Annotated in this window: 16 protein-coding genes; 9 read left to right on the forward strand and 7 right to left on the reverse strand. The window is 66.3% G+C overall.

Annotated features, from left to right (window positions below):
* Positions 1 to 61: 61 nt before the first annotated feature.
* From H681_RS24855 to H681_RS24875, 5 genes are all read right to left on the reverse strand, one after another.
* A complete protein-coding gene (locus H681_RS24855) occupies positions 62 to 1,489 on the reverse strand; it encodes a cbb3-type cytochrome c oxidase subunit I (RefSeq protein WP_167650148.1) in 1,428 nt (475 codons plus the stop codon).
* The gene (locus tag H681_RS24860) at positions 1,489 to 1,929 is read right to left on the reverse strand and encodes a c-type cytochrome (RefSeq protein WP_015479662.1); all 441 of its coding nucleotides are present in this window, start codon (positions 1,927 to 1,929) and stop codon (positions 1,489 to 1,491) included. Before H681_RS24860 ends, H681_RS24855 begins: the two co-directional genes overlap by 1 nt.
* Before the next feature lie 114 nt (positions 1,930 to 2,043).
* Positions 2,044 to 2,292 (reverse strand): cytochrome C oxidase subunit IV family protein, encoded by a 249-nt coding sequence (locus H681_RS24865; protein ID WP_041712278.1) that lies wholly within the window; start codon positions 2,290 to 2,292, stop codon positions 2,044 to 2,046.
* On the reverse strand, positions 2,289 to 2,882 hold the full coding sequence (locus tag H681_RS24870) for a cytochrome c oxidase subunit 3 (RefSeq protein ID WP_015479664.1): 594 nt from the start codon (positions 2,880 to 2,882) through the stop codon (positions 2,289 to 2,291). Before H681_RS24870 ends, H681_RS24865 begins: the two co-directional genes overlap by 4 nt.
* Positions 2,866 to 3,663 carry a CbbQ/NirQ/NorQ/GpvN family protein gene (locus H681_RS24875; RefSeq protein ID WP_015479665.1) on the reverse strand — a complete coding sequence of 266 codons (798 nt, stop codon included), beginning with the start codon at positions 3,661 to 3,663 and terminating at the stop codon, positions 2,866 to 2,868. The genes H681_RS24870 and H681_RS24875 overlap by 17 nt, the downstream gene beginning before the upstream one ends.
* A 200-nt stretch (positions 3,664 to 3,863) precedes the next feature.
* Between H681_RS24875 and H681_RS24880 the strand changes: the two genes are divergently transcribed.
* The 7 genes from H681_RS24880 to H681_RS24910 all read left to right on the forward strand — a co-directional run bounded on the left by H681_RS24880 (position 3,864) and on the right by H681_RS24910 (position 11,960).
* On the forward strand, positions 3,864 to 4,178 hold the full coding sequence (locus H681_RS24880) for a c-type cytochrome (RefSeq protein ID WP_015479666.1): 315 nt from the start codon (positions 3,864 to 3,866) through the stop codon (positions 4,176 to 4,178).
* A 75-nt stretch (positions 4,179 to 4,253) separates the two neighbouring features.
* Positions 4,254 to 6,401 carry a transcriptional regulator NosR gene (nosR, locus tag H681_RS24885; RefSeq protein WP_015479667.1) on the forward strand — a complete coding sequence of 716 codons (2,148 nt, stop codon included), beginning with the start codon at positions 4,254 to 4,256 and terminating at the stop codon, positions 6,399 to 6,401.
* Between the two features lie 27 nt (positions 6,402 to 6,428).
* Positions 6,429 to 8,339, forward strand: a complete 1,911-nt coding sequence (nosZ, locus tag H681_RS24890; protein WP_015479668.1) for a TAT-dependent nitrous-oxide reductase — start codon at positions 6,429 to 6,431, stop codon at positions 8,337 to 8,339.
* A 59-nt stretch (positions 8,340 to 8,398) separates the two neighbouring features.
* Complete coding sequence (locus H681_RS24895) at positions 8,399 to 9,676, forward strand: nitrous oxide reductase family maturation protein NosD (RefSeq protein WP_041712280.1); 1,278 nt, start codon at positions 8,399 to 8,401, stop codon at positions 9,674 to 9,676.
* Complete coding sequence (locus tag H681_RS24900) at positions 9,673 to 10,587, forward strand: ABC transporter ATP-binding protein (RefSeq protein WP_015479670.1); 915 nt, start codon at positions 9,673 to 9,675, stop codon at positions 10,585 to 10,587. The genes H681_RS24895 and H681_RS24900 overlap by 4 nt, the downstream gene beginning before the upstream one ends.
* Positions 10,584 to 11,408, forward strand: coding sequence for an ABC transporter permease (locus tag H681_RS24905; protein ID WP_015479671.1), 825 nt, complete (start codon positions 10,584 to 10,586; stop codon positions 11,406 to 11,408). The genes H681_RS24900 and H681_RS24905 overlap by 4 nt, the downstream gene beginning before the upstream one ends.
* Before the next feature lie 30 nt (positions 11,409 to 11,438).
* The gene (locus H681_RS24910; RefSeq protein ID WP_015479672.1) at positions 11,439 to 11,960 is read left to right on the forward strand and encodes a nitrous oxide reductase accessory protein NosL; all 522 of its coding nucleotides are present in this window, start codon (positions 11,439 to 11,441) and stop codon (positions 11,958 to 11,960) included.
* Between the two features lie 18 nt (positions 11,961 to 11,978).
* Here the strand turns inward: H681_RS24910 and H681_RS24915 are convergent, their stop codons facing one another.
* A complete protein-coding gene (locus H681_RS24915) occupies positions 11,979 to 14,822 on the reverse strand; it encodes an EAL domain-containing protein (protein ID WP_015479673.1) in 2,844 nt (947 codons plus the stop codon).
* A gap of 175 nt (positions 14,823 to 14,997) precedes the next feature.
* Here H681_RS24915 and uvrD point away from each other — a divergent pair, with 175 nt between their 5' ends.
* Entirely contained in the window at positions 14,998 to 17,178 is a 2,181-nt protein-coding gene (uvrD, locus tag H681_RS24920; protein ID WP_015479674.1) for a DNA helicase II, read from the forward strand.
* Positions 17,179 to 17,286: 108 nt separating this feature from the next.
* On the opposite strand, the gene H681_RS24925 is transcribed toward uvrD, so the two are convergent.
* On the reverse strand, positions 17,287 to 19,047 hold the full coding sequence (locus tag H681_RS24925; RefSeq protein WP_015479675.1) for a cation:proton antiporter: 1,761 nt from the start codon (positions 19,045 to 19,047) through the stop codon (positions 17,287 to 17,289).
* A 242-nt stretch (positions 19,048 to 19,289) separates the two neighbouring features.
* Here H681_RS24925 and H681_RS24930 point away from each other — a divergent pair, with 242 nt between their 5' ends.
* Positions 19,290 to 20,171 carry a Tim44 domain-containing protein gene (locus H681_RS24930; protein WP_015479676.1) on the forward strand — a complete coding sequence of 294 codons (882 nt, stop codon included), beginning with the start codon at positions 19,290 to 19,292 and terminating at the stop codon, positions 20,169 to 20,171.
* Positions 20,172 to 20,191 lie beyond the last annotated feature (20 nt).

The following is a 20,191-nucleotide window of genomic DNA, read 5'->3' on the forward strand; positions in this document are numbered from 1 at the left end:
CAGGGTCATACAAAAAAAGGGCCCGCCGCAAAGCGGACGGGCCCCGTGTCACTGGTTGGGTTCAGCTCACCTGGGCCGCGCCGGAAGCAACGGCCACGCGGCCGCGCTGGCGGAAGCTCAGCAGGTAGCAGATCAGCCCGATGAAGAAACCGACACCGGAGTACAGGCGCAGCCAGAAGAAGATCTTCAACTGGTCGACCGTGGCCATGAACGGCATGGCGGCGCCATCGGCCGGCAGGCGTTGCAGCCAGACCTGCACCACACCGGCGGCGGTGAGCATCAGGGTGATCAGCAGCATGGAGATGGTCATCAGCCAGAAGCCCCAGATCTCCAGGCTCTGCGCACGGGCGTCAGGCGCTTCGCCGATGCCCCGCAGGCGCGGCATGGCATAGCTGATCATGGTCATGACGATCATCGCGTAGGCGCCGTAGAACGCCAGGTGGCCGTGGGCGGCGGTAAGCTGCGAGCCGTGGGTGTAGTAGTTCACCGGAGCCAGGGTGTGCAGGAAGCCCCACACGCCGGCACCGAGGAAGGCGGTCACGGTGGTGCCCAGAGCCCAGAGCGCGGCGGCCTTGTTCGGGTGCTCGCGGCGACGGCGGTTCACCATGTTGAAGGCGAACAGCACCATTGCGAAGAACGGCAGCGGTTCCAGGGCGGAGAAGATCGAGCCCAGCCACAGCCAGACGCCCGGCGCGCCGATCCAGAAGAAGTGGTGGCCAGTGCCGATGATGCCGGTGATCAGGGCCATCGCGATGATCACATAGAGCCACTTCTCCACGACTTCGCGGTCGACACCGGTGATCTTGATCAGCACGAAGGCCAGCATCGAGCCCATGATCAGCTCCCACACGCCTTCCACCCACAGGTGCACGACCCACCACCAGTAGTACTTGTCGCGGGCCAGGTTCTCCGGGTTGTAGAAGGAGAACAGGAAGAACACCGCCAGGCCCACCAGGCCGGTCATCATCACCACGCTGACGGCGGTCTTGCGACCCTTGAGCATGGTCATACCGATGTTGAACAGGAAGCCCAGCGCCACGATCACGATACCTATCTTGGTGATCGTCGGCTGCTCGAGGAACTCCCGGCCCATCGTCGGCAACAGCTCGTTGTGGGTCAGCTTGGCCAGGCCAGCATAGGGCACCAGCAGGTAGCCCAGGATAGTCAGCACGCCGGCGATGGCGAACACCCAGAACAGCAGGATGGCCAGTTTCGGGCTGTACAGCTCGCGGTCGGCTTCCTCGGGGATCAGGTAGTAGGCCGCGCCCATGAAGGCGAACAGCAGCCAGACGATCAACAGGTTGGTGTGCACCATCCGGGCGACGTTGAACGGGATCGCCGGGAACAGGAAGTCACCGACCACATACTGCATGCCCATGATCAGGCCGAAGATGATCTGCCCGACGAAGAGCATCAGGGCGAACACGAAGTACGGCTTGGCCACCGACTGCGAAGCGAATTTCAGATAGGGATTGCCCGGGTTCATGATCAACCCTCCTTGTTCGGCGGCCATTTGTTGGTGTCGATCTTCGATGTCCACAGCAGGAACGCGGCGAGATCGGTGACCTCCTGATCGCTCAGGTGGAACTGCGGCATCTGCCGGCGGCCGGGCACGCCCAGCGGTTGCATCTTCATCCAGGCGGCGAGGAAGCTGCCGAAGGCCGCGTCACCGCCACGGCGGACCGCGACGTTACCCAGCTCCGGCGCGAAGTAGGCGCCTTCACCGAGGATCGAGTGGCAACCCACGCAGTTGTTCTGCTCCCATACCAGCTTGCCGCGCACCACCGACTCGGTGAGCTCACTCTGGTTGGTGCGTTCGGGGAACTTCTTCTCTGTGTGATAGGTGAGGGCGAGGAACACCAGGAAGAAGAACACGCCTCCTCCCAGGTAGATGTTCCTCGCCATACCTTTGGTGAATGTCTCTGACATGGGGCCCTCCTAGGTCACGGTCCGTTGCCATTCTAGGAAGGGAGCCTGGCGAATCCGCTTGATGGCAATCAAGAAAGACCAATGCTTCTAGTCAGGTATTTTTCTTGAAGAAAATCAGTGCGTTGCGTGAAGCGCCAGGATCACGCCGGTGATTGCCAGCGGCCAACCGAGCAGCAGCGATTGCCATAGCCGAGGGCCACGGTTCAGCTCCATGAAGCGCAGCGCGATGAGCCAGGCCTTGCCCAGGCCGAGCAGGAGGATCACCGCCACCGGCAGTAACGCGTCGGGCGCGCGGTGGCCCAGCCAGACCCCGGCGACGGACATGGGCAGCATCAGCAGCCAGGCAATGAGCAATGTCCTCATGATCCGGGCGCCAATACGTAGACCAACGGGAACAACACCACCCAGACCAGATCGACCATGTGCCAGTACAGCGCACCGGACTCCAGCCCGCCCAGCGCCTCGTTGCGGTAGGCCCCGCGCAGGCAGCGCAGCATCATCCAGCCGATGATCACCAGCCCGAGCCAGACGTGCAGGAAGTGGAAGCCGGTGATCAGCCAGAACAGGGTGAAGAAGGTGCTGTACTCCAGGTCCAGCCCGCGGGTAGCGAGGTGGTAATACTCGCCGGACTTCAACACCACATGCGCCAGCCCCAGCAGCAGCGCGGCGCCCAGCAGGGCCGCCGCGCGCCCCTGGCGCCGGTGGCGCACCTGTTCCACCGCCAGCGCCGCGCAGAAGCCGGCGGTGAGCAGGGTCAGGGTCAGCGCCAGGGCCGTGGACAGGTCCAGCTCCGCGCGGCCCGCGCGGAAACCTTCGACGTCCAGGTACTGGGCCACGGCGAAGACGATGATCAGGATGGCGAAGACGGTCAGCTCGGCGAGGATGAAGAACCACATCGCCAGGTCGCCCGGCAGGCGCCGGGTGCTGACGGCGACCTCAGGCGAAGTGGACATCGACCAGATCCATCAACGCGGCGACCGTGGCTTCATCGTCCGACAGCGGTTCGGCCAACCCGGCGCGACAGGCATCGCGCGGCGCCACGCCGGCATTGAGCAGACGCGCGGTCAGCACCAGCAGGCGCGTCGAACAGACTTCCTCCAGCTCCTGCCGACCCAGCCGGCGCAGGGCCACGCCCAGTTGCGCCAGACGCTGCGCCAGCTCCGGCGCGACGCCGGCCTCGCGGACGATGATTCCGGCTTCCACTTCCGGCGTCGGGTAATCGAAGCGCAGGGCGACGAAGCGCTGGCGGGTACTGGGCTTCATGCCCTTGAGCAGGTTCTGATAGCCGGGGTTGTAGGACACCACCAGCATGAAGCCCGGCGGCGCCACCAGGGATTCGCCAGTGCGCTCGATGAACAGCTCGCGGCGGTCGTCCGCCAGCGGGTGCAGCACCACCACGGTGTCCTGCCGCGCCTCCACCACTTCGTCCAGGTAGCAGATGCCCCCCTCGCGCACCGCGCGGGTGAGCGGGCCGTCCTGCCACCAGGTGCCGTCGCTGCCGATCAGGTGGCGACCGACCAGGTCCGCCGCCGACAGGTCGTCATGGCAGGCCACGGTGTACAGCGGCAGGTTCAGGCGCTGGGCCATGTGCTGCACGAAGCGGGTCTTGCCGCAGCCGGTCGGGCCCTTGATCAGCACCGGCATGCCATGCGCGGCGGCCTCGGTGAACAGCGCCACCTCGTTGCCGGTCGCCTGGTAGAAGAGCGGCGGAATGTTCTGGGCGGGGGCGTTCATGGCGTTGGGGTTCTCCGTCAAAGCTATGGCTGGGCACGCTAGCCACTGCGGTCCCATGCCTCAAGCACAGCGCCTTAAGTTCTTGATCGGCATCAAGCCGATGCCGCACGCCCCCTCCTAGAATCGCCGCAAACGCCGGGCAGGACGCCGGCGAAAACGATCGGCGCCCTGGGGGCGTCAACCTGTGAGGAGAAGCATTCATGAACAAAGCCCTGGTTGCCCTGCTGTTCGGCGGGCTGCTGGTCCCAACCACAGCCGTCATGGCCAGCACCGGCGAAGAGCTGTTCAAGGCCAAGGCCTGCGTGGCCTGTCACTCCGTCGACAAGAAGCTGGTGGGACCGGCCTTCCACGACGTCGCGGCCAAGTACGGCGCACAGGGCGATGGCGTCGCCCACATCACCAACAGCATCAAGACCGGCAGCAAGGGGAACTGGGGGCCGATCCCGATGCCGCCAAACGCGGTGAGCCCGGAGGAAGCCAAGACCCTCGCGGAATGGATCGTCACGCTCAAGTAATCCCCCCGTCCAGGGCCGGCGCCACCGGCCTTGGCGCGATTCGGTTCAACACGGTAAGTGGAGGAAGGAGGCCCCATGTTCGGCGTTCGCAATCTGTTCGGGACAGTGCTCGGTTGGCTGTTGCTCATGGCCAGTCTGGCCGCCCAAGGCGCCGACCTCAGCGACCTGGAACGAACCCGCATCCTGCAGGTGTTCCCCCAGGTCGACCACATCGGCGAACCCGAGGGGGAATACGGCGTACGGCGCCTGTCCCAGGGCGACAAGCTCCTCGGCTATGCCTTCCAGAGCATCCGCGTCACCCGCATTCCCGCGTATTCCGGCAAGCCGATCAACGTCCAGGTGATCCTCGATCCGCAGGCCGTGATCCGCGACAGCTACGTCCTCGAACACCATGAGCCGATCCTGCTGATCGGCATTCCCGAAGAGAAACTGCACGCCTTCACCGCCGGCTATTCCGGACTGCGCGCCGACCAGCGGGTCGCCGTGGGCCGTTCCGGCGATCCGCAGACCGTCACCGTGGATGCCGTGGCCGGCGCCACCGTGACCGTCATGGTGGTCAATGAGATCATCATGCGCGCCGCCCGCACCGTGGCGGTGTCGCTCAAGCTGATCAAGGACGACGGCCAGGTACGGCCCAAGCCGGCGATCGTCCGCGACGACGCCTATCAACCGGCGAGCTGGAGCGAGCTGCTGGGCAACGGCGCCATCCGCCAGCTGAAGCTGACCCGCGGACAGATCGACGACGCCTTCAAGGGCACCGCCGCCGAGAAGGTCGGCCAGGCCCACGATGCGCAGCAGCGCGAAGAAACCTTCATCGACCTTTATACCGCCCTGCTCGATGCGCCCAGCATCGGCCGCAACCTGCTGGGCGAGAAGCAGTACAACGAGCTGCGCGAATCGCTGAAACCCGGCGAGCATGCGGTCGTCGTGCTGGGCAACGGCCAGTATTCGTTCAAGGGCTCGGGCTACGTGCGCGGCGGCATCTTCGACCGGGTGCAGGTCCGCCAGTTCGGCGACATCCTCAGCTTCCGCGACCTCGACTACCAGCGCCTGTCGGACACCTACGCCGAGGGCATGCCGCACTTCGCCGAGATGGCGATCTTCATCGTCCGCGCCGCGCAGCGCTTCGACCCCGGCACCCCGTGGGACCTGGAACTGCTGGTGCGCCGCCAGACCGGCCCGGTGGACAGCCTGTTCACCACCTTCGACCTGGGCTACCAGACGCCCGAGTCCTATCTCGACCGGCCGCAGCCGACCGCCGCGGAACTGGAAGCGCTGGCAGACGCCAAGCGCCCGATGTGGCTGCGCGTCTGGTACCAGAAGAGCTTCCAGATCGGCGTGCTGCTCAGCGCCCTGGGGCTGCTCGCGGTGATCCTGTTCCTGCAGGACAACCTGACCCGCCGCCCGCAACTGCTGCACTGGCTGCGCCGCGGCTACCTGCTGTTCACCCTGACCTACATCGGCTGGTACTGCCTGGGGCAGCTCTCGGTGGTCAACGTGCTGACCTTCGTCCACTCGCTGTTCGAAGGCTTCCGCTGGGAACTGTTCCTCATCGACCCGGTGCTGTTCATCCTCTGGACCTTCACCGCCGCCAGCATCCTGCTCTGGGGCCGTGGCGTGTTCTGCGGCTGGCTGTGCCCGTTCGGGGCCCTGCAGGAGCTGCTCAACGAGGCCGCGCGCAAGCTGAAGGTTCCGCAGTACGAGCTGCCCTTCGCCGTCCACGAGCGGCTCTGGGCGATCAAGTACATCGTCCTGCTGGTGCTGTTCGGCCTCTCCCTGGAGTCGCTGTCCACCGCCGAGCGCTTCGCCGAGGTCGAGCCCTTCAAGACCGCCATCACCCTGCACTTCGACCGCCAGTGGTGGTTCGTGGCCTACGTGGCCGTGCTGCTGGTCATCAACCTGTTCACCCGCAAGGTCTATTGCCGCTACGTCTGCCCGCTGGGCGCCGCCCTGGCGATCCCCGGCAAGGCGCGCCTGTTCGACTGGCTCAAGCGGCGCAAGGAGTGCGGCCAGCCATGCCAGCTGTGCGCCAAGGAATGCGAGATCCAGGCCATCCATCCCGATGGCCGGATCAACGCCAACGAGTGCCACTACTGCCTCGACTGCCAGATGACCTACCACAACGAGAACAAGTGCCCGCCGCTGGTGAACAAGCGCAAGAAGCGCGGCAAGCGCGCGGCCGCCAGCGACGACGACCAGCTGATTGCGGTGCAACAGATCTGACCATTTGCCTTAAGGAAGGAGCAGAACATGACTGACAAGAAACAGCAGCACGACGAGACCACCGGGCTCAGCCGGCGTGGATTCCTCGGCGCTTCCGCGGTGACCGGCGCAGCTGCGCTGGTGACCGCGGGTTCGATGGGAGCCTTCACCTCGCGCGAGGCCTGGGCCGAGGCGGCCAAGTCCGCCAAGCAGAACTCCATCCATATCGCCCCCGGCGAGCTGGACGAGTACTACGGCTTCTGGAGCGGCGGCCACCAGGGTGAAGTGCGGGTACTGGGCGTACCGTCGATGCGCGAACTGATGCGCATCCCGGTGTTCAACGTCGACTCGGCCACCGGCTGGGGCCTGACCAACGAGAGCAAGCGCGTCCTCGGCGACAGCGCGCATTTCCAGAACGGCGACTGTCACCACCCGCACATCTCGATGACCGACGGCAAGTACGACGGCAAGTACCTGTTCATCAACGACAAGGCCAACAGCCGCGTCGCGCGTATCCGCCTGGACATCATGAAGTGCGACAAGATCACCACCATCCCCAACGTGCAGGCCATCCACGGCCTGCGCCTGCAGAAGGTGCCGCACACCAAATACGTGCTCTGCAACGCCGAGTTCATCATCCCGCACCCCAACGACGGGTCGAGCTTCGACATCACCGGGGATAACGCCTTCACCATGTACAACGCGGTCGATGCCGAGACGATGGAAGTGGCCTGGCAGGTCATCGTCGACGGCAACCTCGACAACAGCGACATGGACTACACCGGCCGCTTCGCCGCCTCCACCTGCTACAACTCGGAGAAGGCCACCGACCTGGCCGGCATGATGCGCAACGAGCGCGACTGGGTGGTGGTGTTCGATATTCCCGCCATCGAGAAGGAGATCAAGGCCAAGCGCTTCATCACCCTGGGCGACAGCAAGGTGCCGGTGGTCGATGGCCGCAAGAAGGACGGCAAGGACAGCGTCGTCACCCGCTACATCCCGGTGCCGAAGAACCCCCACGGCCTCAACACCTCGCCGGACGGCAAGTACTTCATCGCCAACGGCAAGCTCTCCCCCACCTGCACCATGATCGCCATCGACAAGCTGCCCGACCTGTTCGCCGGCAAGCTCAAGGATCCGCGCGACGTGGTGGTCGGTGAGCCGGAACTGGGCCTGGGCCCGCTGCACACCACCTTCGACGGTCGCGGCAACGCCTACACCACGCTGTTCATCGACAGCCAGCTGGTCAAATGGAACCTGGAAGACGCCCGCCGCGCCTACAAGGGCGAGAAGGTCGACTACATCCGACAGAAGCTCGACGTGCACTACCAACCGGGCCACAACCACGCGTCGCTGACCGAAACCAGCGAGGCGGACGGCAAGTGGGTCGTCGTGCTGAGCAAGTTCTCCAAGGACCGCTTCCTGCCCACCGGCCCGCTGCACCCGGAGAACGACCAGCTGATCGACATCTCCGGCGACGAGATGAAGCTGGTGCACGACGGCCCCACCTTCGCCGAGCCGCATGACTGCATCCTGGCCCGCCGCGACCAGATCAAGACCCGCAAGATCTGGGACCGCAACGATCCGTTCTTCGCCGAGACCGTGGCGATCGCCAAGCGCGACGGCATCGACCTGATGCAGGACAACAAGGTCATCCGCGACGGCAAGAAGGTGCGCGTCTACATGACCTCGTCCGCCCCCGCCTACGGCCTCACCGAGTTCACCGTGAAACAGGGCGACGAAGTCACCGTCACCATCACCAACCTGGACGAGATCGAGGACGTCAGCCACGGCTTCGTCATGGTCAACCACGGCGTGAGCATGGAGATCAGCCCGCAGCAGACCTCCTCCATCACCTTCACCGCCGGCAAGCCCGGCCTGTACTGGTACTACTGCAGCTGGTTCTGCCATGCGCTGCACATGGAAATGGTCGGCCGCATGATGGTGGAAAAGGCCTGATTCCAGGCCCCTGGCCCCGCCGGCAGCCGCCGGCGGGGCCATTGATGAGAAGGTATTGCATGTTACCCACGAGGCCAAGCCTAGCCCTGTTGCTGTGGCCGCTACTGTTTTTCGCGGCGGGCGCCCAGGCGCAGCCGCAATCCATCGAGCAGTTACCACTGCAGGCCGACGGGGATATCCGCACCCTGCCGGCCGGCAACTACACCGGCAACTTCACCATCGACCAGCCGCTGCACCTGCGCTGCGCGCCTGGCGCACTGATCGACGGCCAGGGCCAGGGCAGCACGCTGCATGTCCGGGTACCCGGCGTCACCATCGAAGGCTGCACCCTGCGCAACTGGGGGCATAACCTGACGGACATGGACGCAGCGATCTTCGTCGACAAGATCGCCACCGGCACGATCGTCCGCGGCAATGACCTGCAGGGCATCGGCTTCGGTATCTGGCTCGACGCCACCCAGGACGTCCAGATCCTCGACAACCGCATCCAGGGCGACCCCAGCGTGCGCTCCCAGGACCGTGGCAACGGCATCCACCTCTACGCGGTGAAGAACGCCCTGGTGCGCGGCAACCAGGTGCACCAGACCCGCGATGGCGTGTACATCGACACCTCCAACGACAGCGCCATCGAAGACAACCGCTTCGAGGACCTGCGTTACGGGGTGCACTACATGTTCACCAACAACAGCCGCGTGATCGGCAACCTGACCCGGCATACGCGCACCGGCTACGCGCTGATGCAGAGCCACCACCTCACCGTGGTCGGCAACCGCTCGGTGGACGACCAGAACTACGGCATCCTGATGAACTACATCACCTACTCCACCCTCACCGACAACCGCGTGGAAAGCGTCCGCAGCGGCGATGGCGGCGGCGACGCGATGATCGCCGGGGCCGAGGGCAAGGCCCTGTTCATCTACAACTCGCTGTTCAACCGCATCGAGAACAACCGCTTCGAAAGCAGCGCCCTGGGCATTCACCTGACCGCCGGCTCCGAGGACAACCGCATCAGCGGCAACGCCTTCATCGGCAACCGCCAGCAGGTCAAGTACGTGGCCAACCGGCAGCAGGAATGGTCGGCCGACGGTCACGGCAACTACTGGAGCGACTACCTGGGCTGGGACCGCAACGCCGACGGCGTCGGCGACGTCGCCTACGAGCCCAACGACAAGGTCGACCAGTTGCTGTGGATGTACCCGCAGGTGCAACTGCTGATGACCAGCCCGGCCATCGAACTGCTGCGCTGGGTGCAGCGCGCCTTCCCGGTCACCCGCCCACCCGGCGTGCGTGACAGCTTCCCGCTGATGCGGGCGCCGAACCAGGAGCCACAGCCATGAAGCCCGTCGAAATCCATGACGCGACCCTCGACTACGGCGGCTTCACCGCCCTGCACGGGCTCGACCTGCAACTGAACGCCGGCGAAGTGCTCGGCCTGCTCGGACACAACGGTGCCGGCAAGACCACCACGATCAAGCTGATCCTCGGCCTGCTCCAGCCGACCCGCGGCTCGGTGCGGGTCTTCGGCCAGGCGCCGGACGACCCGGCGGTGCGTCGAAGAACCGGCTTCCTGCCGGAAAACGTAACCTTCTACCCTCAACTCACCGGCCGCGAGACCCTGCACCACTTCGCCCGGCTCAAGGGTGTACGGTCCGCCGAGGCGGACGAGCTGCTGGAGCAGGTGGGCCTGAGCCACGCCGTCGGGCGCCGGGTGAAGACCTACTCCAAAGGCATGCGTCAGCGCCTTGGCCTGGCCCAGGCGATGCTCGGCCAGCCGCAACTGCTGCTGCTCGACGAGCCCACCGTCGGCCTCGACCCCATCGCCACGATCGAGCTGTATCAGTGGCTGGACCGCCTGCGGGCGCAGGGCACCGGGATCATCCTCTGCTCCCACGTGCTGCCCGGCGTGGAATCGCACATCGACCGCGCCGCGATCCTCGCCAAGGGCCGGCTGCAAACGGTCGGCAGCCTGGCCGAACTGCGCCGGGACGCCGGGCTGCCGGTGCGCATCCGCTTCAGCGGCACACCCGGTGACGACGGCTCGCGGCGCTGGCAGGCCGCCGGCCATGCGATCGAGGCCCTGGATAACCGGCGCCTCGAACTGCGCGTGGGCGAAGAACGGCAGCATGAGGTGCTCAGCAGGCTGCTCGAAGAGCGGGTCAGCGACCTCGAAGTGCTGCCGCCGTCGCTGGAAGACCTTTACCGCCACCACATGGAAAACACCGGCCAAGCCGTGGGAGCCCAACCATGAGTCCGCTCTGGAACATCGCCCGCAAGGAGCTGGCCGATGGCTTGCGCAATCGCTGGATGCTCGCCATCAGCCTGCTGTTCGCCCTGCTCGCAGTCGGCATCGCCTGGCTGGGCGCCGCCGCCAGCGGCCAGGTCGGCTTCACCTCGCTGCCGTCCACGCTGGCCAGCCTGACCAGCCTGGCGACCTTCCTGATGCCGCTGATCGCCCTGCTGCTGGCCTACGACGCCATCGTCGGCGAGGAGGAAGGCGGTACGCTGATGCTGCTGCTGACCTACCCACTGGGCCGTGGCCAACTGCTGCTCGGGAAGTTCCTCGGGCACGGCCTGGTCCTGGGGCTTGCCACCCTGCTGGGCTTCTCCGCCGCCGCGCTGGCCATTGCCGTGCTGGTCCCGGACATCCCGCTGGCGCAGTTGCTGGGGTCCTTCGGCCGTTTCATCCTGTCGTCCTGCCTGCTCGGCTGGACCTTCCTGGCCATCGCCTACGCCGTGAGCAGCCGGGTCAGCGAGAAATCCACCGCCGCGGGCCTCGCGCTGGGCGTGTGGTTCTTCTTCGTGCTGCTGTTCGATCTGGCCCTGCTGGCCCTGCTGGTGATCGGCAAGGGCCAGTTCAGCGCCAACCTGCTGCCCTGGCTGCTGCTGCTCAACCCCACCGACCTGTACCGCCTGATCAACCTGCCCGGCTTCGGCTCCGAACTGGGCGGCGTCCTGACCCTGGGCCGGGACCTGGCCGTGCCGCCCGCCGCGCTATGGCTGGCGCTGTGCGCCTGGACCCTGGCCGCGCTGGCCCTGGCCTACGCGCTGTTCCGTCGGCGCCCGATCTGACCCGAGCCCAATCTGACTCAAGGAGCTCCCATGCTGTTGTCCCGCCCCCTTCGCCTCGGCCTTGCCGCCGGGCTTTTCGCCGTGCTGCTCGGCGGCTGCGACGATGCCGCCCAGCAGACCGCCAACCTCGCCCCGGTGCCCTTCCAGAACGGCGACGAATGCCATGTCTGCGGCATGATCATCAGCGACTTCGCCGGTCCGAAGGGCGAGGCCGTGGCCCCAGGCTCGGTGCACAAGTTCTGCTCCACCGCCGAACTGCTGGGCTGGTGGCTGCAACCGGAAAACCAGCACGGCGGCGCGCGCCTGTACGTGCACGACATGGCCCGCAGCGACTGGAACCATCCCGACGACCGGCACCTGATCGACGCCACTACGGCCTTCTACGTGGTCGGGGTGAAACGCCCCGGCGCCATGGGCGCCACCCTCGCCTCCTTCGCCGAACGCGCGGACGCCGAGCGCATGGCCAATGCCGAGGGCGGACGGGTACTGCGCTTCGACGAGATCGACCAGAGCGTCCTGCAAGGCACGTCCGGCGACCACCCGCATCATTGAGCCCTCCGGCCGGCGCACTCAGCGCCGGCCATTTTCCTCCAGCAGAGCCTGGCACTCCTCCGCCGGCAGCGGCTGGCTGATCAGGTAGCCCTGGATCTCGTCGCAGCCGTGGGCGCGCAGGAAGCGCAACTGCTCCGGGTGCTCGACGCCTTCCGCCACCACCTTCAGCTCCAGGCTGTGCGCCATCGCGATGATCGCGCGGGTGATGGCCGCGTCTTCGCCGCGCTCGGACAGGTCGCGGATGAAGGTCTGGTCGATCTTCACGTAGTCCACCGGGAAGCGTTTCAGGTAGCTGAGCGAGGAATAGCCGGTGCCGAAGTCGTCGATGGCCAGCTTCACGCCCATCTCGCGCAACTGGCGGAAGGTGACGGTGACGCTCTCGACGTTGTCCAGCAGTTGGCTCTCGGTCAGCTCCAGTTCCAGCAGGTTTGGCGGCAGGCCGGTTTCGTCGAGCACGGCGCGCACCAGCTCGACCAGGTTGCCGGTACGCAACTGGTGCACCGAGAGGTTCACCGAAACCCTCAGCTCATGGCCCTGGAGTTGCCAGGCGCGGGCCTGCTGGCAGGCACGGCGCAGGACGAACTCGCCGATGGCGCCGATCAATCCGGTTTCCTCGGCCAGGCCGATGAAATCGCCGGGCGGCACCATGCCCAGCTCCGGATGGCGCCAGCGCACCAGCGCCTCGGCGCTGTCCAGGCGCTCGTTGGCGAGGTTCAGCTTGGGCTGGTAGTGCACATCCAGCTGGCCTTCGTCGATGGCCTTGCGCAGCCGGGTTTCCAGCTGCAGGCGCTCCAGGGTGCAAGCCTGCAGGTTGTCGGTGAAGAACTGGAAGGTGTTGCCGCCCAGGTGCTTGGCGTGGTGCATGGCCATGTTCGCCTGGCTCATCAGCGCGGAGATTTCCCAGGCGTTGTCCGGCAGCAGGCTGATGCCCACCGAGGCACTGATCACCAGTTCGTGGCCACCCACGGTCATCGGTGTGCGCAGCTTGGCCAGCAGGCGGCTGGACAACCGCGCCAGCGCCGCCAGGCTGGCATAGGAATCGATCAGCACGGCGAATTCGTTGCCGGACAGGCGGGCGATGGTGTCGGCCTCGGGCACCGTCTGGGTCATGCGCCGCGCCATCTGCCGCAGCAACTGGTCGGCAACTTCGTGGCCAAGGCTGTCGTTGAGCAGCTTGAAGCGGTCCAGGTCGATCAGCAGCAGCGCCGCCGTGCGGCCTTCCTGGCGCGCGCGCTGGCTGGCCTCGTGCAGGCGTTCCTTGAACAGCGTGCGGTTGGCCAGCCCGGTGAGTTCGTCGTAGTGCGACAGGTAGCGCAGGCGCTCCTCGGCGTCGCGGCGGGCGGTGAGGTCGGCGAAGAAGCCGACCACGTGGGTCACCTGGCCACGGCCGTCGCGCACCACGTTGAGCTGCAGCCACTGCGGGTACAGCTCGCCGTTCTTGCGCGTCTCGATCAGTTCGCCCTGCCAGGTGCCCTGGCGCTCCAGTTCGGTGCGGATCGCCTGGTAGCGGCGCAGGGTTTCCGCCGAGTCCATCAGCCGGCTGGCGTTGCGCCCCAGCAGCTCCTCGCGGCGATAGCCGGTCAGGCGGGTGAAGGCCTCGTTGAGGGCGATCAGGCGGTAGCTCGGGTCGAGGATGATGATGCCTTCGCTGGCCGCCTCGAACACCGTGGCGGCCAGACGCTGCTCTTCCTCGCGCAGCTTGCGGGTAGAAATGTCGCAACGGGTACCGACCATCCGCGTGACCCGCCCACGGGCGTCGCGCTCCATCGCCCGGCCACGGTCCTCGACCCAGACCCAGTGGCCGTCGGCGTGGCGCACGCGGTATTCGATGCGGTAGCCGTCGGTACGGCCCTTGAGGTGCTCGACCAGCGCCCGGCGCAGCAGCGGCAGGTCGTCGGGGTGCAGGCGCGGGCGCAGGTCGTTGCGCACGCTCTTCACCGCCGCCTGGGTCAGCCCGAAGATTTCCTCGAGGTGCGAGTGGTGTACCTCGTCGGTCAGCAGGTTCCAGTCCCACAGTCCCAGCTCGCTGGCCTCCAGCGCCAGCGCCAGGCGCGCCTCGGTGTGGCTGAGCTGCGCGCTGCCCGCCTCCACCCGCGCCTGCAGGGCGTCGCGGGCGCGGCAGAGTTCGCGTTCAGCGCGGCGGCGCTGCTCGACTTCGCGCTCCAGGTCCTGGTTCAGCACCTCGGTTTGCGTCTTCGCGCGCTCCAGGTGCGCCACCAGGGCCTGGGCCTGGAAGCGCCGCAGCAGGCCGACATGTACCAGCCGGTGAATCTGCCAGACCACCACCAGCAGCGCCGCCAGCAGGATCACCCCGAGCACGCCCCAGCCTTGCTGCAGCGGGTTATCGCTGATCAGCAGATAGGCAATGGACGGGAACAGGCAGGGCAAGGCGAAGGTCAGGAAAGCCGGCAGGCTGACCGCATAGGCCACGCTGGCGGAGAGAATCGCGGCGGCGATCAGGCCGAACACCAGGGATTGCTGGAGGAAGGCGTCCGGCGGCACCAGGGCGATGGCAGCGAAGGCCAGGGTCAGGCCCGAGGCCCCGGCGCCGAACAGGAAGGTGCGCTGCCAGTGCGGGCTGGCCTGGCGCTCGGCGGATGCGGCGTTGAAGGCGGACACCTGGATCAGCCGCAGCACGGCCAGCAGCACCAGCCATACCAGCCAGCCGGCCAGCAGCCCCGGCTGCACGTAGTCCCACAGCAACCCGGCGCAGGCCAGGCCATTGAGTAGCATGAGCAAGGTCGGCACCCGCGAGCCCTGGTAGAGCAGGCGGGTGCATTCGACGGCAATTTCGTGAGCGTACTGCTGGCGGATCTCGGCATGGCTCACCGGGATCGCCGAAGGCTCTACATAAGCAGTCATAGGCGTTTTTCTTGTAGGTTCTGGCCTAGGCGTCGGCGGAGCATACCCGAGGAGGTTGCCCCACCCAAGCAGGATGATGGCAATTGGCTGCTTGCCCTCCCAACTTTCGTCGGGAAGACGCCGGACGGCGGGCCGGTTTGCCGGGGAAAACCGCCCGTCGGTAGAATGCCGTCCCATGAACGATGACCTCTCCCTCCTGCTCAATTCCCTCAATGACCCGCAGCGCCAGGCCGTGGCCGCGCCGCTGGGGCGCCAGCGCGTGCTCGCCGGCGCCGGGTCCGGCAAGACCCGCGTGCTGGTGCACCGCATCGCCTGGCTGATCCAGGTGGAGCGCGCCTCGCCGCACAGCATCCTGGCGGTGACCTTCACCAACAAGGCCGCCGCCGAGATGCGCGCGCGGATCGAGCAGTTGCTGGGGATCAACCCGGCCGGCATGTGGGTCGGCACCTTCCACGGCCTGGCGCACCGCCTGCTGCGCGCGCACTGGCAGGAAGCCGGGTTGCCGGAGAACTTCCAGATCCTCGACAGCGACGACCAGCTGCGCATCGTCAAGCGCGTGGTCCGCGAGCTGGGCCTGGACGAGCAGCGCTGGCCGCCGCGCCAGGCTCAATGGTTCATCAACGGCCAGAAGGACGAGGGCAACCGCCCGCAGAACATCCAGGCCGGCGGCGACTTGTACCTGTCGACCATGGTCAGCATCTACCAGGCCTACGAAGAAGCCTGCGCCCGTGCCGGCGTGGTGGACTTCGCCGAGCTGCTGCTGCGCTCGCTGGACCTCTGGCGCAACCGTCCGAGCCTGCTGGAGCACTACCAGCGGCGCTTCCGCCACATCCTGGTGGACGAGTTCCAGGACACCAACGCCGTGCAGTACGCCTGGCTGCGCTTCCTCGCCAAGGGCGGCGAAAGCCTGATGGCGGTGGGCGACGACGATCAGTCGATCTACGGCTGGCGCGGCGCGAAGATCGAGAACATCCTGAGCTTCGCCAACGACTTCCACGATGCCCAGGACATCCGCCTGGAGCAGAACTACCGCTCCACCGCGACCATCCTGAAGGCCGCCAACGCGCTGATCGCCAACAACAGCGGGCGCCTGGGCAAGGAGCTGTGGACCGACGGCGTCGACGGCGACCCGATCACCCTCTACGCCGGCTTCAACGAGCACGACGAGGCTCGCTACATCGTCGAAACGATCGAAGACGCCCTGCGCAAGGACGGTCTCAAGCGCAGCGAAATCGCCATTCTCTACCGCTCCAACGCCCAGTCCCGCGTGCTGGAAGAGGCGCTGCTGCGGGAGAAGATCCCCTACCGCATCTACGGCGGCCAGCGCTTCTTCGAGCGCGCCGAGATCAAGAACGCCCTGGCCTACCTGCGCCTGATCCGCCTGCGCGACGACGACGCCGCGCTGGAACGGGTGATCAACGTGCCGCCGCGCGGCATCGGCGAGAAGACCGTCGAGGCGATCCGCAACGCCGCGCGCCTGAACGGCACCTCGATGTGGCGCGCGATCAACGACGTGATCGCCGCCAAGGCCGTGGCCGGCCGCGCCGCCAGCGCGCTGAACGGCTTCCTGGAGACCGTCGACCTGCTCGCGGTGAAGGTCGAAGGCATGCCGCTGCACCAGATGACCCAGGTCGTCATCGAGCAGTCCGGACTGATCACCTACCACAAGGAAGAGAAGGGCGAGAAAGGCCAGGCCCGGGTGGAAAACCTGGAGGAACTGGTCAGCGCCGCCCGCGCCTTCGAGACCCCGGACGACGAGGACACGCCGCCGCTGGTGGCCTTCCTCGACCACACCGCGCTGGAGTCCGGCGACACCCAGGCCGATGCCTTCGAGGACAGCGTCCAGCTGATGACGCTGCACAGCGCCAAGGGCCTGGAGTTCCCCCTGGTATTCCTCGCCGGCATGGAAGAAGGCCTGTTCCCGCACAAGATGAGCCTGGAAGAACCCGGCCGCCTCGAGGAAGAACGCCGCCTGGCCTACGTCGGCATCACCCGCGCCATGCAGCGCCTGGTCATGACCTACGCGGAAACCCGCCGCCTGTATGGCAGCGAGACCTACAACAAGGTGTCGCGCTTCGTCCGCGAGATCCCGCCGGGCCTGATCCAGGAAGTACGCCTGTCCAACTCGGTGAGCCGTCCGCTGTCGGGCAACCAGTACAGCGGCAACCTGTTCGCCGGCGCCGGTGTGCCCGACACCCCGTTCAGCCTCGGCCAGTCCGTGCGCCACCCGCTGTTCGGCGACGGCGTGATCCTCAACTTCGAAGGCTCCGGCGCCCAGGCCCGGGTGCAGGTGAACTTCGACAGCGAGGGCAGCAAGTGGCTGATGATGGGCTACGCGAAGCTGGAAGCGATCTGACGCTTCTTTGCTCTTCGTAGGAGCGAGCTTGCTCGCGAACCAACCTCCGCGGCGAAGCTGGTTCGCGAGCAAGCTCGCTCCTACAGCACATTCCAATCAGTACGGGGCTCAATGCTGCCCGCCGCCGTTCTGCTCGAAGGTCTCGATCAGCGCCACCTGCATCCGCGAGTGCACGCGGATGAACCAGCGCCAGAACACTGCGATCACCAATGCGGCGATCAGCGCCACCACCACCAGCAGCTCGCCCGGCGGCAGGATGCTCGAACTGAGCGCCGCCAGCAGCAGCATCATGCCGCCCAGCGACAGCAGCGGAATCAGCTCGGAAATCACCCGGCGCACGCGGGCCGTGTGGCGTCCGGCGCTTTCCGCCTTCACCCCCATTTCCGCCAGCAGCATCGCCAGCGCCTTGAGCTTGCGGTAGGCGGCGATCAGGAACGGCAGCGACAGCAAGAGCGCGGCGCCCCAGATCAGCGCCTTGTGCAGCGCGTCCGGCTCGACGATATCGGCCAGCCACTGGGAAATCGTCCCGGCGAAGTAGGCCAGGCCGAAGAAGATGGCGATCACCAGGGTCAGGTTCACCCCCACCTGCAGCAGGATGCGGCGGATCATCCCGGCGAGGATCGCCTTGTCGCCGCGCGGCTTGATGCTGCGCAGCCATTCGCCGTACAGGCTGAACACCCGCACCATCGGCGACGGCAGGCTGCGCCCCAGGTACAGCGCCAGCGGGTCGGCCGAGCGGATCAGGTAGGGCGTCAGCAGCGTGGTGATGGCCGACACGCCGACCACCACCGGATAGAGGAAGTCGCTGGTCACGCCCAGGCTCATGCCCAGCGCGGCGATGATGAAGGAGAACTCGCCGATCTGCGAAAGGCCCATGCCCACGCGCATCGAGGTGCGCCCGTCGTTGCCGGCGATAAAGGCGCCAGCGCCGCACGACACCAGCTTGCCGGCGACCACTACCAGGGTGATCACCAGGATTGGCGCGGCGTAGTCCACCAGCACCCTGGGGTCGATGGTCAGGCCGATGGCGACGAAGAAGATCGCGCTGAACATGTCGCGTACCGGCTCCATCAGGCGTTCGATCTGGATCAGCTGGCGCGATTCGGCCATGATCGCGCCGATCAGGAAGGCGCCCAGGATCATGCTGTATTCCAGCTTCACCACCAGCAGGCAGAAGCCGAAGCACAGGCCGAGCACCGTCACCAGCAGCATCTCGTTGCTTTCGAACTTCGCCACGTAGGCCAGCAGGCGCGGCACCAGCAGGATGCCGACGACCAGCGCGACGACCATGAACAGGCTGAGCTTGCCGACCGTGGAGAACACCTGGTCGGCCTCCACCGTGCCGCTCACGGCGATGCCGGAGAACAGCGCGATGATGCCGATACCGAGGATGTCCTCGATGATCAGCACGCCGAAGATCAGCTGGGCGAAGCGCTCGTTCTTCATCTTCAGGTCGCCCAGTACCTTGATGATGATGGTGGTGGAGGACATCGCCAGGATCGCGCCGAGGAACAGCGAGTCCATGGTGTTCCAGTCGAACAGCCGGCCGATCTCGAAGCCGGCCCAGATCATCAGGGTGATTTCCAGGAACGCGGCGATGAACGCCGTGGCGCCGACCTGGAACAGCTTGCGCAGGGAGAACTCCAGGCCCAGGCAGAACATCAGGAAGATCACTCCCAGCTCGGCGAGGGTCTTGATCGTCTCTTCGTCGTGCACCAGGGCGAACGGCGGGGTGTGCGGGCCGATGATCACGCCCGCGATGATGTAGCCCAGGACCACCGGCTGCTTGAAGCGATGGCAGAGGATGGTGACGAAGCCGGCAATCAGCATGATCACCGCGAGGTCCTGGATGAAATCGATGGCATGCATGGTCGGCGGTCCTCGCGCGTGGGGTTCTGGGGGGAACGCGCGGCTGACGGCCTCGCTCAGCGAAGCCTACCACCGGGCCCCGCCGCATGGCGGTTCTGAAAGAATCAGTAACAGACTGATTTGGAAAGGGAATCCCCTGTCCTGAGGGCAGGGCAATAGCGCGAAACAAAATCCGGCTGGCCGTGGACCGCGATGCTCGGCAACATGACGCGCGTCGTATACCAACCAAGAGAATGACAACCATGAAGCGCTTTCTCAGCCTTGCCATGGCCTTCTGTGTCGCCGTGACGCTCAGCCTCGACGTCAATGCCGCCAAGCGTTTCGGTGGCGGCAAGAGCATGGGCTCGGCGCCGAGCCACCAGACCCGCCAGGCGCAACCCAACGCCGCCCCGAATTCCCCGACCGCCACCGGCCCGGCCGCGACCGGTGCCGCCGCAGGCGCTGCCGGCGCCGCTGCCAAGAGCGGTGCCTCGCGCTGGCTCGGCCCGCTGGCCGGCCTCGCCGCCGGTGGCCTGCTCGCCTCCATGTTCATGGGTGACGGCTTCCAGGGCATGCAGTTCCTCGACATCCTGATCATCGCCCTGATCGCGTTCATCGCCTTCCGCTTCATTGCCTCGCGTCGCCGCCAGCAGCAGGGTCACCAGCCCGCGATGGCCGGCCATGCGCCGATGCAGCGTGAAACGCCCGCCGCTCCGCCGTCGATCTTCGGTGGTGCCTCGCGCCCGGTGATGGACTCCCGTCCGGTGATCAACGCGCCGAGCTGGTTCGACGAAGCCCGTTTCGTCGGCGCCGCCCGCGAACACTTCATGTCCCTGCAGCAGCACTGGGATGCCAACGAGATGGACAAGATCGCCGAGTTCGTCACCCCGCAGATGCTGCAATTCCTCAAGCAGGAACGCGCCGACCTGGGCGACGGCTACCAGTCCACCTACATCGACAACCTCGACGTGCAGCTCGAAGGCGTCGACGACCAGGCCGAGAAGACCGTTGCCACCCTGACCTTCAGCGGCGTGTCGAAGTCCTCGCGCTTCGACCAGGGCGAGCCCTTCAGCGAAAGCTGGCGCATGGAGCGCGCCCAGGGTGAGAACCAGCCCTGGCTGGTGGCGGGCATCCGTCAGAACTGATCCTGCGCATGACACTGGAA

Source organism: Pseudomonas sp. ATCC 13867, from assembly GCF_000349845.1.
Lineage (GTDB): Bacteria > Pseudomonadota > Gammaproteobacteria > Pseudomonadales > Pseudomonadaceae > Pseudomonas.